A 15,656-nucleotide genomic window follows, 5' to 3' on the forward strand; every position below is an offset into this window, starting at 1 on the left:
CAAAAAGACTATAGAATTGTAAGAAGGAAGGGGCAGCGAACGTGTCTTTATCGTTTTTCTGGAGCAGGGAATTTCTGACCAATCGGTATTTCCTGTGGCTTCTGTTTTGGTGTAATGCAGTAGGTACCGTGTATGGGTACATATGGTACGGAGATCAGCTAAAACTAACACTGGAGGAACAGCCCATATGGCAGGTTGTTTTTGTTCCGGACAGTCCCACAGCGAGTTTGTTTTTTACCCTTGGTCTTTTATGGGTTCTATATAAACCTAAGTCTACGGTGCTCAACCGAATTGGACATGTTATTCAAGCTCTCGCTGTGGTTACATCGGTGAAATATGGGGTCTGGGCCGTTTCAATTATTTTTGCGGGTTGGATGCAGGGTGGGTCGCCGCATTGGCAGGACTGGATGCTGATCGCCTCACACAGTGCCATGGCCATTGAAGCGTTGATTTATGTCAGGTTCTTTGGTTTCAGATGGGCTGCGCTGCTTATTGCCAGTCTATGGACGTTATTGAACGATACGATGGACTATACATATGATATTTTCCCTTGGCTGCCGAGTGCTCTCTATCAGCATCTGGATGGTGTGCGCAATTTCACTTTCGGGCTTACGCTGGTTAGCATTCTGTGTGCGTGGCTGGCGTTAAGACAGGCTAAACGAGCCTGATTTCGTAAGCTTGTTCTAAGTGCCCGTGCCCTGCCATACATTGGTATGGGGGGGATGTCCATGAAGAGAATGTTCTGGAACAAAACCGGATTAATGGTAGTATCGTTCATGGCGCTGTTGTTTTGGACGAACTTGTCATACAGTGTATCTGCACAAAGTGAAGGGAAGGAAGTAGAAGCGGATCAACAAGCCCTCGTCAATAGTTCCATTCAGCAGCTTAATCAGGAAGCGACATCGCTCTACAGGCATGCCTTAGATCATAATATCGAAGAAGTCAGAAACGGTATTATGCGGATTAGCGAACGGTTGGAGCATATCTCGTTTGAAGGTCAGACGACGGTCGAAGGCATTCATGCTTTATCCGAAACGATTGTGGAAGTAAAACAAGCAGCTGTCCGCGTCAAAAGTGATGACACCGATCTTCAGCAGGCTTCTGCCAAGCTGCGGCTCGCTGCTGACAGTCTTGCTAATCCATCCAAACCTTTATGGCTCCAATATTATAAAATTGTAAAAGATGATCTTCAGGCCATATCCACTGCTGTAAGTCAGCATGAGAAAACAGCAGCACTCACCAGCCGATATGCATTGCTCGAGGAACACTATGAGACCATTCGACCGGCAGCGATGATTCGTCGTGAACCCTACGAGATCGCTCAGCTGGACGCCTGGTTATCCCATACCAAAGGGCTGACTGGAGCTAAACAGCCAGATATCACTCAGCTGCAAAGTATGATATCCCAAGGCGAAGAACTGGTTAATCAATTGTTTGGTCGCGAGAAGGATGAGAGTGCCTTTGTTCCATTTGTTCAAGGGCCAAACCGGAGAGCCGCAGGGTTATTCATCACTTCCGTAATTGTGGCCGCACTAACCTATGCGGGATATCGTAAGTATCGTGCACAGCAGCAAGGCATCTTTCCATTCCGGCGCTGATCATTAACTACGAACCAAAAAACCTCTATACCGCAAGGACTTGAATTGGCTTGTCCTTGGGATAGAGGTTTTTGCGTATATTTTGGTTGGTTTCAGGATTCCTTGAAGCCTTCTCCATGAACGTCATGTACATCGCTGATGATAACAAAGGCTCGGGGATCAACGGATCTGACAATGGTTTGCAGTCGCCTGAATTCCTGACGTGAAATAACGCAGTAAGCAACATGTTTGGCTTGTTTGGAGTAGGCGCCGATGGCTGGAATAAGCGTTACACCGCGGTCCATTTCCCGGGTAATCAGATCGGCTATTTCTGGTGCATGGTCACTAATGATCATGAATGCTCGAGCGGAATAAGCCCCTTCCTGAATGAAGTCTATGACCTTGGAGGCGATAAAGACCGCAACCAGCGTATAGAGTATTTTTTCTTTTGGAATGTAGATTAGGGAGATGCCGATAATAATAAAATCGATACCGAGCAAAATTCGGCCCATGCTCCATCCATATTTTCGATTGAGAATCCGTGCAATGATATCTGAACCACCTGTCGTACCGCCTGAGCGGAATACAATACCCAAACCGGCCCCGAGAGTGACACCTGCATAAAGCGCTGCCAGCAGGAGATCGTTCTCTGTGTGCAGTGGCTCAATCCATCCCGAGTGAATCATTTTCTCAAACAACCACAGAAACACCGTAAGGGCACCAATGCCCACCCCTGTATAGACCATCTGTCTGCCGCCCAATATCTTGAGTCCGATCAGAAATAATGGAACGTTGATAATAAGGGTCGTCAGAGACGGAGAGAGGCCAAAAGCATAATTGAGCAGTACGGTAACCCCGGTGACGCCACCCTCCATCAGTTGATTAGGGATAATGAAGTACAGCAGACCAAAAGCATACAATGCAGTACCTAGCAGAATAGGGAGAATCAGTTTGATTTGAATCCAAGTTTTGGTAGTGCTCATTAGATCCCTCTCCATATGTAAATTAATGATGAAGCAATACTTGCCATCTTAGTATACCTATTTATTGATTCTTTAAAAATGATTTGTGCCTCAGGATGGTGGAAGTCAAACTAAATAACTGATATATTAGGAACAAATACGACACAATTTCAAAAGGAGAATCCGTTCTCATGGAGAAAAGCATCGCAGAAATGCAGCGCGAGGTTGACCTCTACATTTCCCAGTTCAAAGAAGGATACTTCAGTCCGCTGTCCATGCTGGCCCGTATGTCGGAAGAGGTGGGAGAACTAGCTCGGGAAGTCAATCACGAGTTCGGTGAAAAGCCGAAAAAAGCTTCTGAAGCAGACAATTCCATTGAGCTGGAGCTAGGGGATATTTTGTTTATCACGATTTGTTTTGCCAACTCGCTCGGGATTGATCTGGCGCAGGCACACGACAAAGTCATGCATAAATTTAATACACGCGATGCAAATCGGTGGACTCCAAAAAACACCGATTAGGCGTAGATTACATATGCTGTACCATCACCCGAATGGGGAGGGACAGCTTGAATGATGAAGCCGGAAGATTATATGCAGCAGGCTTACCGCTGTATTTTGCAAAATGATTTTGAGCAGGCGATCCGTTGGTTCGAATCGGCTATTCTTGCTCACCCGGAACATGCGGAGCTTCACTACCGTTGTTCCATTACGCATGCCCGCAGCCAGCACCTTGGTCCGGCACTGGAACATGCCCGTAAGGCAGCTCAGCTGTCCGGTGGCACAGAAGAATATGTTCTGCATCTGCAGACATTGGAAGCCAAACAGCTAAGTACACAGGCGAAGGCTTTGCTTGAACAGGCAGGTAGCGGCACACACGAACGTTATGTTTCGGCAGCTGCTCTGCTGAAAGAGGCGGTTAAGCTTGATCCGCTGTCTGTCGAAGCGCATGTGATGCTTGCACTGGCCTATAGCGATTTGAATGAATTTGATCGTGCAATCAAGGCTGTTCGTGATGCGATATCGCTGGATCCGCAGAACGCACAATTGCATCAAATGTACCAACAAATCAAGCAGCGTAAGAATTCCATTCAATAAGAAATTCATTTCATCTGAAGTGAAAGCTGATGATATGAATTTTCTAGTGACTGAACCAACATACAGTGAGGAGATGCAGCCAAGATGAGTGAAGTAATAAGAGTTGCCGTAATCGGAGCGGCTGGCCGGATGGGCCGGGAAGTGGTGAAGCTGGTTCTTCAAGACCCTGAACTGGAGCTTGCTGCCGCGGTTAACCGCTCCGGCGCAGGTATTGATGCCGGAACCCTGGTCGGTCTTCCGGAATGCGGAGTGCTTGTAACCGACGATATCGAAATGGCTTTTGCAGAGACGAAACCGCAGGTCATGGTTGATTTTACAATACCTCAATATGCTTTCGCTCATACAGAACTTGCGATCCGTTATGGAGTCAGACCCGTCATGGGAGTTACCGGCTTCACGACGGAGCAGATCGAACAACTGGACAAGCAGTGTCAGGACAAAGGGATCGGAGGTCTGATTGCCCCGAACTTCTCCATTGGTGCCATTTTGATGATGAGATTCGCGGCTCAAGCGGCCAAACATATGCCTAACGTTGAAATCATTGAGTATCATGGGGATCAAAAACTGGATGCGCCTTCAGGAACAGCGATTAAAACGGCTGAACTGATTGCAGCCAACCGTGAGGAACTCCGTCAGGGTAACCCTAATGAAGAGGAGACTATTGAAGGCTCACGGGGAGGTTATTATAACGGATTCCGGATTCACAGTGTTCGTTTACCAGGCGTATTTGCGCAGCAGGAAGTGGTATTTGGCGATTTTGGTCAAACGCTCAAAATTCGTCATGATTCATACGAACGTGCAGGTTACATGCCTGGTGTAAAAATCGGTGTACAGAAGGTTATGGAATATACAGGACTCATCTATGGATTTGATCACTTTATCGACTAAAGGAGATTGTCATGTTGAAAATTGCATTTATTGCCCATGATCGCAAAAAAGAAGAGATGGTTAACTTTGTTACAGCTTATGAACCGGTGTTTACAGACCACCAATTGTATTCAACAGGCACAACCGGACTTCGCATTATGGAAGGAACTTCACTGAAGATTCACCGGTTTGAATCAGGTCCTCTTGGAGGGGACCAACAGATTGGTGCTTTAGTAGCACAGAATGAGATGGATCTAATTATTTTCCTGCGTGATCCGCTGATGGCTCAGCCGCACGAACCGGATATTAATGCATTGCTTCGTTTGTGTGATGTACAGGGCATTCCGCTCGCAACCAATATTGCAACGGCTGAAATTCTGGTTAAGGCATTGGATCGCGGCGATTTCGGGTGGAGAGAGCTTGTGCATAAATACAAACCGGAAGCCGGAGTCACAAAAGGTGATTCTGAATGAGTCTCGATATTCTGATTTTCGGGGCACACGCAGACGATGCGGAGATTGGAATGGCGGGAACGATCGCCAAACATACTGCAGCGGGAATGAAAGTAGGCGTGTGTGATCTGACAAAAGCAGAAATGTCGTCCAACGGGACTGTAGAGCGCAGAGCCGAGGAAGCGGAGGAAGCCTCCCGCGTCCTCGGTCTTTCGTGTCGAACCAATTTGGGCTTGCCAGATCGAGGTTTATACATAACCCCTGAGCACATACAGGCAGTGACGGCTGAGATTCGAAGGCATGCCCCGAAAATTGTATTTGCACCCTATTGGGAAGATCGTCATCCGGATCATGTCATGTGCAGCAAGCTTGTGCAGGAAGCGGTGTTCAATGCCAAGCTGCGTAATTATATGCCGGACATGCCTGCCACCCAAGTGAAGGAGTTGTATTTTTACTTCATTAACGATATGGGACCGGTGGATTTGATTGTCGATATTACGGAACACTATGAGCAAAAGGAAAAATCGCTGCTCAGTTATCGTTCCCAATTTGAGATAGGGGCAGGAACGGTTTCTACCCCGTTGAATCAGGGGTATATCGAACGCGTAAGAGCTCGGGACTCCTTGCTGGGTCAGCGGAGTTTGATTTCATTCGCAGAAGGGTTTGCGAGTATTACACCTTATGTCGTTGGGCAGTTTGGCGCAGCAGATAGATAATACCTTGCTGCGCAAGCTCTTACCCTAATATAAATTATAAATTCCGTTGCATTACATCAACTCGCACACGCGGGAGATTAAAGGAGCGTCCACCGGATGGATCAAAAGCTAAAGATTGGTATCACCTGTTATCCGTCCCTCGGAGGGTCTGGCGTTGTCGCAACGGAGCTCGGCAAATTGCTTGCCGAACAGGGTCATCAGGTTCATTTTATTGCGAATAGTATTCCGTTCCGACTGGGTACTTTTCAGAAAAATATTTTTTATCATGAAGTTGAAGTAAACGATTATTATGTATTTCGATATCCGCCATACGACCTGTCCTTGGCAACCAAGATGGCTCAAGTGGCGAAAGCCCAGCAGCTTGATTTGCTGCATGTGCATTATGCAGTTCCGCACGCAGTATGTGCTTTCTTGGCCAAACAGATGGTTGGCGATGATCTGAAGGTTGTCACGACTCTGCATGGTACAGACATTACCGTACTAGCACAGGATGAATCCCTGAAAGATCTCATTCGGCTTGCGATCAACGAAAGTGATGCGGTAACCGCGGTTTCACAGGATTTGATTCGGGAGACGGTTGAGCTTCTGGACATTCAACGTCCAATTGATTTGACATATAATTTTATTGATAAGCGAATTTATTATCCTCGGGACGCGGCCAGTCTGCGCAGGGATTTTGCTGCTCCAAACGAGAAAATATTGATGCATATCTCCAACTTCCGCCCGGTGAAGCGGACACAGGACGTTGTTGAAGTTTTCCGTAAGGTTCAGGAGCAGGTTCCAGCCAAATTGCTGTTTGTTGGAGAGGGGCCGGATTTGCCTAAAATTCAATGGAAAATTAATGAATTGGGCTTGAATGACAAAGTTCATTTTCTGGGCAAACAGGATGACATTGCACAAGTCATTTCCATGGCAGACATCCTAATGCTTCCTTCGGAGAAAGAGAGCTTCGGACTTGTGGCCCTGGAAGCGATGGCCTGCGGTGTGCCGACCGTTGGATCACAGGCAGGAGGAATTCCTGAGCTCGTATTACACGGGAAAACCGGCTTTTTATCACCGATCGGCGATACAGAGTCCATGGCTGAGAATGCCATTCGTTTGTTGACTGACGATCGACTGGCAGCAGATTTCAGAGAAGCCTGTCTTCATAGGGCACATCATGATTTTTGCAATGATGCCATCCGTCATGAATATGAACAAATATACTACCGGGTACTGGGAAGAGAAGTTCCCAATCTAAAACCCGTTTGCGGTTGAACTGCCATATATTCGATAGAAGCAGCGATACAGAGTGATCAAGCAACAGGCAAGTAATGAGGTGATTGGTTTGGTGCAATGGACGAGGGTAGATCTCGAGATGGCTGAGCAGAGTGAACAGGTGCTGCTCAAGTTGAATGAAGAGGGCTATGATGCCTTTTGGGTTGGTGGCTGTGTTCGGGATGAGCTGTTGGGACGCAATGTAGATGATATGGATATTACAACCTCGGCATCTCCTGAACAAGTGATGGAACTGTTTGCAGACTGTATTCCGACAGGACTACAGCACGGGACGGTTACTGTACGTTCAGGTGGGTATTATTTCGAAGTCACAACATTCCGCACGGAATCGGAATACAAAGACAATCGAAGACCGTCTGAAGTCCAGTTTGTCAAGGATATCAAAGAAGACCTGCAGCGTCGTGACTTTACGATGAATGCTCTGGCCATGGACAGAAGGGGTACAATCGTTGATCCGTTTGGTGGACAGCAGGACATTCGTGAAGAGCGGGTCAGATGTGTGGGCGCAGCGAGTGAGCGGTTCGGTGAGGATGCGCTTCGCATGCTTCGGTGTGTCCGGTTTGCTTCGGTTTTTGACTTCAAAATTGCCTATAACACGTGGAAAGGTCTTGTGAGGCAGAGAGACTTGCTGCAACATATCGCCATGGAACGAGTACGTACCGAGATGGTGAAAATGATGGCTGGTCCTCATCCGCTGAGAGGTTTGGAATTGCTGCTGCGCAGTAAGACACTGGAATATATTAAGGCTCCTGTGCAAGGTAGCCGCTTCAATAGGAATCTACTACCCCAAATTGGGAATTTGACAGATGATGATGTCTTGCTTCGTTGGTCGCTGCTGCTGATCGCAGGTCAGTATAAGAAGGATGAAGCTGATGCTTTACTGCGCAAGTGGACATTTTCCAACGATGATCGTATGCGGATCACCGGGGTTCTACAGGTTGAGGAGTTAATGAAGACGGTAGTGCAGAATCATAAGGATCAAGTGTTATTGCGATCGGAGTGGATTGTTGCTGTACTGACGTGCGGACGTCAGGCCGCTGCGGACTGGCTCAAGATCCAACCTCTGCTGCCAGTAGGCAACCTCCATTCCGCTTCAGCAGAGGAGTCTTACCAAGCGATTCTTGCTAATGCAGCTGAGTGGAGTCGATCCATGCCGGTGCATGAACTGAAAGATCTTCATATTACCGGAGAGAATGTTCTTGGACTACTCCAGCGCAAGGGTGGGCCTTGGCTGGGCCAGTTGATGAAGCATTTGTTACGTGAAACAGCGATTGGAAATATAGCGAATCAGCCTGAAGCGCTGACTGCGGAAGTGAAGCGGGTGGCTGCAGATGACCAAACATGAAGAACTGTTACATATGTTCATGAATGCGGATGGACGATTTGTGTCAGGGGAAGAAATCAGCCGGAACCTGTCCATTAGCAGAACAGCAGTCTGGAAACATGTGAACAAGCTACGCGATCTTGGATATGAATTCGAGGCTGTCTCCCGCAAAGGATACCGCCTCCTTACGAGACCTGACAGTATTGATGCAGCAGGCCTTCAACTGGCTCTGCAAACATCTGTCTTTGGGCGTAAAGCACTCATCTTAGACTCAACCTTGTCTACGCAAGGCGATGTTCAGCAAATGGCTGAACAGGGTCAGGCAGAGGGGGCGGTAGTTCTTGCCGAGGAACAAACAGGTGGACGGGGAAGATTCGGGCGCAAATGGTTCTCACCTCCTGGCAAGGGGATCTGGATGAGCATATTGCTGCGTCCAGAGCAGCCACTTCGGAATACGCCCCAGCTGACATTACTGACGGGGGTAGCCGTCTGCCGGGCTGTCCGGGCCCATACTGGGGCCGATGCAGGCATCAAATGGCCGAATGATCTTTTGATTAATGGTCGCAAAATGTGTGGTATCCTCCTGGAGTCAGCGGTAGAAGATCATGAATTGCGATACTGTATTGCTGGTATCGGGGTAGATGTTAATTTTGAACTTACGGATTATCCGGAAGATCTGACGTCCATTGCGACTTCAATTAAAGTCGAGACTGGGCAGCAGGTGGATCGAACGAAGTTAACTGCTGCGATTTTGAATGAAATGGAACATCTTTACCTTTTGTATCAAAGGGAAGGTTTCGGTGTAATCGCGTCCTTATGGGAAGCTCTCTCTGTCTCGATTCATCGTGAAGTGAAGGTTTCGAACCCGCAGGGAGACATTGAGGGAACAGCCATTGGGCTAGACCCTTCAGGGGCTTTGATTGTAGAGAAGAGAAGTGGCGAACGTATAACCGTGGTATCGGGAGAAATATCATTGATCGATTAAGGAAATTGTCGAATTTCCACTAAAATAATGAACATAACACGTGAAGTTTGGGCTGATCTTTGGTATACTGTGTTCGTGAGGCGATATCGGCTATTGCAGACCGAATTGCACTCCGGCAACAGTATGCCTGATTGGCTTGATGATGAACAGATGCATAGCAAAATGGAAAATGTGTTAAGTGAGTTGTTGGATTCTGCTCTGAGCCGAAGAGGACCGAGACAGAAGGGACGATCGCAAGTGACTCTTTTTTGACTTTTCGGGACTTTTTAGTGGAAAACTAAAAGGTTTTTTTGTTGCGTTCTGAAATGAAAAGGAGAAAGGAGCCATGAAGAAAATGGCTAACAAACAAGCGTTGAATATTGTGAAAATGAAAAAATACAAGCAGGATGGCGTGCCGCTCAGCATGATTACGGCTTACGATTACCCCACGGCTCTGCTTGCGGAAGAAGCAGGCATTGACATGATATTGGTCGGGGATTCGCTCGGTAATGTAGTGCTGGGTTATGATTCCACCCTGCCTGTGACGATAGACGATATGGTATATCATACCCGCTCCGTTGTGAGGGGTGCAGGGAGTACATTCATCGTAGCGGATATGCCGTTCATGACCTATCACGGCAGCGTGGATGAAACGCTGAAGGGTGTTCGTCGTTTGATGCAGGAAGGTCATGCGCATGCAGTCAAAATGGAAGGTGGCGTGGAGATCGCGGATACCGTTAAGGCTGTCGTGCAGGCCGGCGTGCCGGTTCTGGGACACATCGGACTGACACCGCAATCGGTGAATCAGATCGGCGGATATCGGATTCAGGGTAAGGATGCAGCGGATGCCAGAAGACTAATGGATGAAGCGAAGGCACTCGAAGCTGCGGGAGCCTTCGGCATTGTTCTTGAACTCGTTACCGAAGAAGTGGCAAGAGCTATTTCGGAGGAACTGTCCATTCCCACAATTGGTATTGGCGCAGGACGTGGATGTGACGGTCAGGTTTTGGTATTCCATGATGTGGTTCAGTATGCCTCTCCTTACATGCCGAAACGCTTTGTCAAAACATACGGCGATGTAGGTACTCTGATTCGTAACAGCATTGGAGCTTATGTTAAAGAAGTCAAAGACCGTTCCTTCCCTGCGGAGGAGCATGTATTTACTGCCGCAGACGGCGTTGTAGAGCAGCTGTACGGACATCGCAAAGAAAAGGTGGAGAGCAACTCATGAAAGTGATTCGAACCATCACAGAACTTAGACAAGAAATTGGTTTGAAGCGTCAAGCCACGCAATCCAAAGAGACTATTGTAGGCTTGGTACCTACGATGGGTTATCTTCATGAAGGTCATGCAAGCCTGATGTATGCTGCCAAACAGCAGAGTGATATTGTCGTATTAAGTATTTTTGTAAATCCGATTCAGTTTGGACCAAATGAAGACTTTGACAGCTATCCCAGGGATGAAGCCAGGGATGTGGAGACGGCACGTGCGCAGGGAGTGGATATCGTATTTATTCCCTCCGTTGAAGAGATGTATCCACAGCAGACACAAACAACGGTATCCGTCTCAAGTTTGACTGACCGGCTATGCGGTGCTTCCCGTCCCGGACACTTTGACGGTGTCACAACAGTGGTATCGAAACTGTTCAACATCGTGCAGCCACAGCGCGCATTTTTCGGAATGAAAGACGCACAGCAGGTTGCAGTCATCCAGCAAATGGTCAATGATCTGAATATGCCTGTTGAGATTATTCCATGTCCTATCGTAAGGGAGCAGGATGGCTTGGCACTTAGTTCACGTAATGTCTATTTGAGTGCTGAAGATCGTCAGGAAGCTCTGGTCCTGTCCAAGGCGCTGCGTGCGGCTCAAGAAGCGGTGGATACAAGTGCTGACACAACAGCTGCGGATATACGCCGTATTTTGCGTGAGAACATCGGGCGTTCCTCCCGTGCTGTTATTGATTATGCAGAGGTTCAGGCTTTTCCGAGTCTGGAGCCGCTTGCTGATCAGGAAAAAGTGCACGGACGAGATGATATACTGATTGCACTTGCTGTGAAATTTGGCAAAACGAGACTGATTGATAATACAAGATTGCAAAGAGCGGAGGTACTGTCCCATGTTTAGAACATTGATGAAATCCAAAATACACCGTGCCACAGTTACGGAAGCCAACCTGAATTATGTGGGGAGCATTACCATTGATGAAGATCTGATGGAAACGTCTGATCTGATGGAAAATGAGAAAGTGCAAATTGTAAACAACAACAATGGTGCACGGCTTGAGACCTACGTAATTCCCGGACCACGTGGGAGCGGAGTAATCTGTCTTAATGGTGCAGCCGCACGGCTTGTGCAGCCTGGAGACACGGTCATTATCATTTCATATGCGATGATGTCTCAGGAAGAAGCGAATACGCACAAACCTACTGTCGTCTTTGTGGACGGTCAAAACAAACCTGTACAGACCATGAAGCAGGAAGTTCACGCGACAATTATGTAATCCACTGGTAAGGGGAATGAAATCGGTCCACCTTGCAAAAAATGAGTACAGGTCACGCACTAATCCATTTTTTCAAGGGTGGGGATGCATCGATGTTCCAGCATGTTTTCGCGGAAATGAACGACATGTTAGATGAAATTATCAAGCGCTACCCTTCCGCTGAAGGTCTGAACAAACAGGAACTGCTGCAAAAGTGGAACTTGCTGAAGCGGATGAGTGACGGGATGATTGATGAGTGGCTGATGTTTGAGGAGAAGATGAGTCAGGTCAGGGATTTGGAACAACCGGTAGCACTCCAACCGGAACAGGAAGCAGTCACTGCTCTGCCTGAAATCCATTTGGAATCCTTTAGTCGCGGTCAGGGATACTTCAAGTTACAAATGTTTCCGCAGGCGATTATGCAATTTTCACAAATTATTGCCGAATATCCGGACAGTGCACTGACTCGGTACTACCTGGGTCTTGCGCATATGAACCTCAATCAAACCGCGGAAGCGGGAAGTCACCTGCGGCTCATCGTGCACCTGAATGGTTCTCCGAGGCTGAAGGGGTTAGCCTGCAATGCGCTGGGCTGCCTCGAAGCCAAGCTCGCGAACCCCAAAGGAGCATGTTCCTTGTTTGCACAGGCACTACAGCATGACCCAACGTTGACCGAACCGTTGTATAATATGGAAGCCTGCAGGCTGAACAGCGGACAACTGCAATATGGAATAAGCTGATCGTACTCGAAATTCAAGTGCAGTGAAGCGGCATTAAGACGGTGTTTTCTCCTTTAAGATTATGGAGGGAACACCGCCTTTTTTGTCAGTTAATTTTCAAATGCCCGTTTTTTTGCTATGCTGTAACATAGACTGGAATGGAAGGGACTTGTACATTGCAATGAAATTTGCCGTATTGGATTTCGAAACAACCGGCACGCAGTCCGATGGTGAGATTATACAAGCCGGACTTGCCATCATAGATCATGACTACAGCATAACTCAAATATATAGTTCTTATGTAAACCCTGGTGTGCCTATTCCTCCGTTTATTACGGGATTAACCGGGATTACTGACGAAGATGTAGCGGGCGCTCCTTCACTCGAAGAGATGATGATGGAGATGGTTCCGCTGCTAGACGATGTTGTCCTTGTGGGACACAACGTCGCTTTTGATTTTCATTTCCTTCAGAATGCGCTTGACCGATGCGGCTACTTACCGTTCACCGGACGTATTCTGGATACCATTGATTTTCTCAAAATTTCATTTCCTTCACTTGGTTCTTATCAACTGGGGTATGTATCTTCAGAATTCGGATTCCAGCATGACCGTCCTCATCAGGCAGACAGTGATGCCTTGGCGACAGCCTATGTGCTCCTGAAGTGTTTGGATGAGCTGCGTCAACTGCCATTGATTACGATACAGCGCCTCAGCGATCTGTTTGCACCTGAGGACAGCGATCTGGGCTGGTTCTTCGATGGCATGCGCAGTGAGAAGGAAGCAGAGCCTATACAGGATCTGGATGGACATACGTATTACCGCCAATTGGCCTTGAATGTGAGTGACTGGACCGAGATCGGTGCACCACGCGATGAACGCGAAGGTAATCCGCTTGAAGGCGTAAGTTTTGAGCAGTATATGGATCAGGTCCGGGCCAATCTGCAGGATACACTGGATCACTATGAAGAACGCGAGGCACAGACACAGATGTTTAGCAGTGTAAGGCAAGCGCTGGACGAAGAAAAGCATCTGTTAATCGAAGCGGGTACGGGTACGGGTAAATCCCTGGGGTACTTGCTGCCGGCCATATATGAGAGTGTGAAGCAGGAACGAAAAGTAATGGTTAGCACGCATACAATCAACCTGCAGGAACAGCTCCGGGAGCGTGATATCCCGCTTCTGACCAAAGTGGTGCCTTTTCCGTTTAAGGCTGCCGTGTTCAAAGGTCGCGGTCACTACCTGTGTCTGCGGAAATTTGAGCACAAGATCAACAAACGTGAGTTTGCTACACCGAAAGAAGATTATTTTACAGCGGCACAAATGATTGTGTGGCTCACCCAGACAGAGACCGGAGATGACGAGGAGCTGAACCTCAGTGCACGTGGTGGGGACTTCTGGGAAACTGTACAGAGCGAATCCGAATCCTGCCTGGGACGTTCTTGTCCGTGGTTCAGGAAGTGTTTCTACCATCGGGCGAAGCATGAAGCTGGATTGTCTGATATCGTCATTACGAATCATTCCAAATTGTTTACGGATGTAAAAGCAGCTCATCAGCTGCTGCCGGCTTACGAGAGTCTCGTAATCGACGAGGCTCATCATCTCGAGGATGTGGCAGGTAAGCACTTGGGTCTTCACATGAAATATTTCACATTGGTTCATACTCTGACCCGTTTGTTTAAGGATAGTCGGAACGGTCAGCTTCCCATGCTGCGTACCCAACTGGCGGGTCATGAAAATTCGGTGCAGTGGGGCTCAGTCATTGACCAGATGTTCCCGCTTGCTGTTGAAGTCAAAGAGATGTGGGATCGCTTGAGCGATGCTCTGTTTAACCTGCTGCCTGAGCGAAGTGATGCTTCTCCAGGGGAAACGGGGCAATTTTCCCTCAGACTGAAGCCTTCAATGAAACCGGCGAAGTGGCAGGAGCTGCAGGATTACGAGAACCAGATTTATGTCACACTGGGGGACTTGATCCGCAAGGGAGACAAGCTGCTTCTTGAAGTGAAAGAAGACCAGGACGACTACCAATCGGATAGCTTGATCACGGACATTACAGGTCTGCTTAAGGATTTGGCGACGCTCAAAGAAAACCTTCGTTTCTTCATGCGAATGGATGATGCCAAAACGGTATACTGGATGGAGGCAAGCGGCCAATTCCGCAGCAAATCACTGCAGCTCTATGCTGTTCCTGTCGATGTTAGTGCTCAGCTGAAGGACATGTTCTTCGATAAAAAGAAAAGCGTTGTTCTTACTTCGGCTACGCTCTCTGTTGATAAGTCATTTCAGTTCATGATTGAACAGCTTGGCTTGCAGGAAGCAGCCGATAATAACCGTTTGCTGACGTCCATGCTGCCGTCACCATTCCGGTACAGGGATCAGGCTTTGCTAGTCATACCTCGTGATTTCCCAAGTGTAAAAGGCAGTGTGGGTGATGCTCACTTTGTCGACATGCTCGTAAGATCTCTGGCCGAAACGGCTATTGCGACACGGGGCCGCATGATGGTGCTCTTCACTTCATACAGAATGCTGCGCCAGGTCTATGATCCATTAAAAGAAGCGTTGTCGGGTAACGATATCTCGCTGCTCGGTCAAGGCGTTGATAGTGGCAGTCGTTCCAAGTTAACCCGCAGGTTCCAGGATGCGAAAGCGACGGTTCTGCTGGGCACCAGCAGTTTCTGGGAAGGGGTAGATATCCCTGGAGAGGCGCTAACCTGTCTGGCGATTGTGAGATTGCCCTTCCAGCCTCCGAACCATCCGCTTGTTGAGGCGAAGAGTGAACTGCTGCAGGAACAGAAAAAGAATCCGTTTATGAAGCTGTCTGTTCCACAGGCTGTCATCCGTTTCAAGCAGGGATTCGGCAGGCTTGTTCGTACAGCCAAGGATCGGGGTATTGTCATCGTTTACGATACACGGGTGATTGAGTCCTATTACGGAAAGTATTTCCTATATTCATTACCTGGTCCCAAAATGGAACATATGCTGACTGAACAGATGGTTCCCCGAATTAGCGAGTGGCTGGAAACACCAGCACAGGATGAATCTACTGTGAATTAGGTATGACGTCGTTGCGTAATAAGGGCTTCTCGCTGTAAACTTTATTAGAGTGTGATTCATTCTTGAAGCACTTTTAACTTTATATTTCATAAGGCATCTTGCATAATTTCATTCGGAGACGAAAACGGTTATGCGGGATGCTACATTTTTATTTATCTATGTGGCCTTG

General features: G+C 47.9%; 16 protein-coding genes. 15 read left to right on the forward strand and 1 reads right to left on the reverse strand.

Annotated features, from left to right (window positions below):
* Positions 1-41 precede the first annotated feature (41 nt).
* Positions 42-668 (forward strand): DUF1405 domain-containing protein, encoded by a 627-nt coding sequence (locus tag MH144_RS24975; RefSeq protein WP_239305017.1) that lies wholly within the window; start codon positions 42-44, stop codon positions 666-668.
* Between the two features lie 60 nt (positions 669-728).
* Complete coding sequence (locus tag MH144_RS24980; RefSeq protein WP_239305018.1) at positions 729-1,598, forward strand: sporulation protein YpjB; 870 nt, start codon at positions 729-731, stop codon at positions 1,596-1,598.
* 92 nt (positions 1,599-1,690) lie between these two features.
* Here the strand turns inward: MH144_RS24980 and MH144_RS24985 are convergent, their stop codons facing one another.
* A complete protein-coding gene (locus MH144_RS24985; protein ID WP_239305019.1) occupies positions 1,691-2,560 on the reverse strand; it encodes a YitT family protein in 870 nt (289 codons plus the stop codon).
* Positions 2,561-2,730: 170 nt separating this feature from the next.
* Between MH144_RS24985 and MH144_RS24990 the strand changes: the two genes are divergently transcribed.
* The 13 genes from MH144_RS24990 (at position 2,731) to dinG (ending at position 15,487) form a co-directional block, all read left to right on the forward strand.
* On the forward strand, positions 2,731-3,060 hold the full coding sequence (locus tag MH144_RS24990) for a nucleotide pyrophosphohydrolase (RefSeq protein WP_239305020.1): 330 nt from the start codon (positions 2,731-2,733) through the stop codon (positions 3,058-3,060).
* A gap of 51 nt (positions 3,061-3,111) precedes the next feature.
* A complete protein-coding gene (locus tag MH144_RS24995; protein ID WP_239305021.1) occupies positions 3,112-3,636 on the forward strand; it encodes a tetratricopeptide repeat protein in 525 nt (174 codons plus the stop codon).
* 84 nt (positions 3,637-3,720) lie between these two features.
* A complete protein-coding gene (dapB, locus tag MH144_RS25000) occupies positions 3,721-4,524 on the forward strand; it encodes a 4-hydroxy-tetrahydrodipicolinate reductase (protein WP_239305022.1) in 804 nt (267 codons plus the stop codon).
* A gap of 11 nt (positions 4,525-4,535) precedes the next feature.
* Entirely contained in the window at positions 4,536-4,976 is a 441-nt protein-coding gene (gene mgsA / locus MH144_RS25005; RefSeq protein ID WP_239305023.1) for a methylglyoxal synthase, read from the forward strand.
* A complete protein-coding gene (gene bshB1, locus MH144_RS25010; RefSeq protein ID WP_239305024.1) occupies positions 4,973-5,671 on the forward strand; it encodes a bacillithiol biosynthesis deacetylase BshB1 in 699 nt (232 codons plus the stop codon). The genes mgsA and bshB1 overlap by 4 nt, the downstream gene beginning before the upstream one ends.
* A gap of 96 nt (positions 5,672-5,767) precedes the next feature.
* Entirely contained in the window at positions 5,768-6,928 is a 1,161-nt protein-coding gene (gene bshA, locus MH144_RS25015; RefSeq protein WP_239305025.1) for an N-acetyl-alpha-D-glucosaminyl L-malate synthase BshA, read from the forward strand.
* Between the two features lie 34 nt (positions 6,929-6,962).
* Complete coding sequence (locus MH144_RS25020; protein WP_239305026.1) at positions 6,963-8,294, forward strand: CCA tRNA nucleotidyltransferase; 1,332 nt, start codon at positions 6,963-6,965, stop codon at positions 8,292-8,294.
* Positions 8,281-9,258 carry a biotin--[acetyl-CoA-carboxylase] ligase gene (locus tag MH144_RS25025; protein ID WP_239305027.1) on the forward strand — a complete coding sequence of 326 codons (978 nt, stop codon included), beginning with the start codon at positions 8,281-8,283 and terminating at the stop codon, positions 9,256-9,258. Before MH144_RS25020 ends, MH144_RS25025 begins: the two co-directional genes overlap by 14 nt.
* Positions 9,259-9,592: 334 nt before the next feature.
* The gene (panB, locus tag MH144_RS25030; protein WP_127540457.1) at positions 9,593-10,468 is read left to right on the forward strand and encodes a 3-methyl-2-oxobutanoate hydroxymethyltransferase; all 876 of its coding nucleotides are present in this window, start codon (positions 9,593-9,595) and stop codon (positions 10,466-10,468) included.
* Positions 10,465-11,361: a pantoate--beta-alanine ligase gene (gene panC / locus MH144_RS25035; protein WP_239305028.1), complete on the forward strand. Its 897-nt coding sequence runs from the start codon at positions 10,465-10,467 to the stop codon at positions 11,359-11,361. Before panB ends, panC begins: the two co-directional genes overlap by 4 nt.
* Positions 11,354-11,737, forward strand: coding sequence for an aspartate 1-decarboxylase (gene panD, locus MH144_RS25040; RefSeq protein WP_095292807.1), 384 nt, complete (start codon positions 11,354-11,356; stop codon positions 11,735-11,737). Before panC ends, panD begins: the two co-directional genes overlap by 8 nt.
* 41 nt (positions 11,738-11,778) lie before the next feature.
* Positions 11,779-12,456 (forward strand): tetratricopeptide repeat protein, encoded by a 678-nt coding sequence (locus MH144_RS25045; RefSeq protein WP_343226115.1) that lies wholly within the window; start codon positions 11,779-11,781, stop codon positions 12,454-12,456.
* A 160-nt stretch (positions 12,457-12,616) separates the two neighbouring features.
* Positions 12,617-15,487, forward strand: a complete 2,871-nt coding sequence (dinG, locus tag MH144_RS25050) for an ATP-dependent DNA helicase DinG (RefSeq protein ID WP_239305029.1) — start codon at positions 12,617-12,619, stop codon at positions 15,485-15,487.
* Positions 15,488-15,656 lie beyond the last annotated feature (169 nt).

Origin of the sequence: Paenibacillus sp. ACRRY, assembly GCF_022346995.1 — a bacterium.
In the GTDB taxonomy this organism is placed as follows: domain Bacteria; phylum Bacillota; class Bacilli; order Paenibacillales; family Paenibacillaceae; genus Paenibacillus.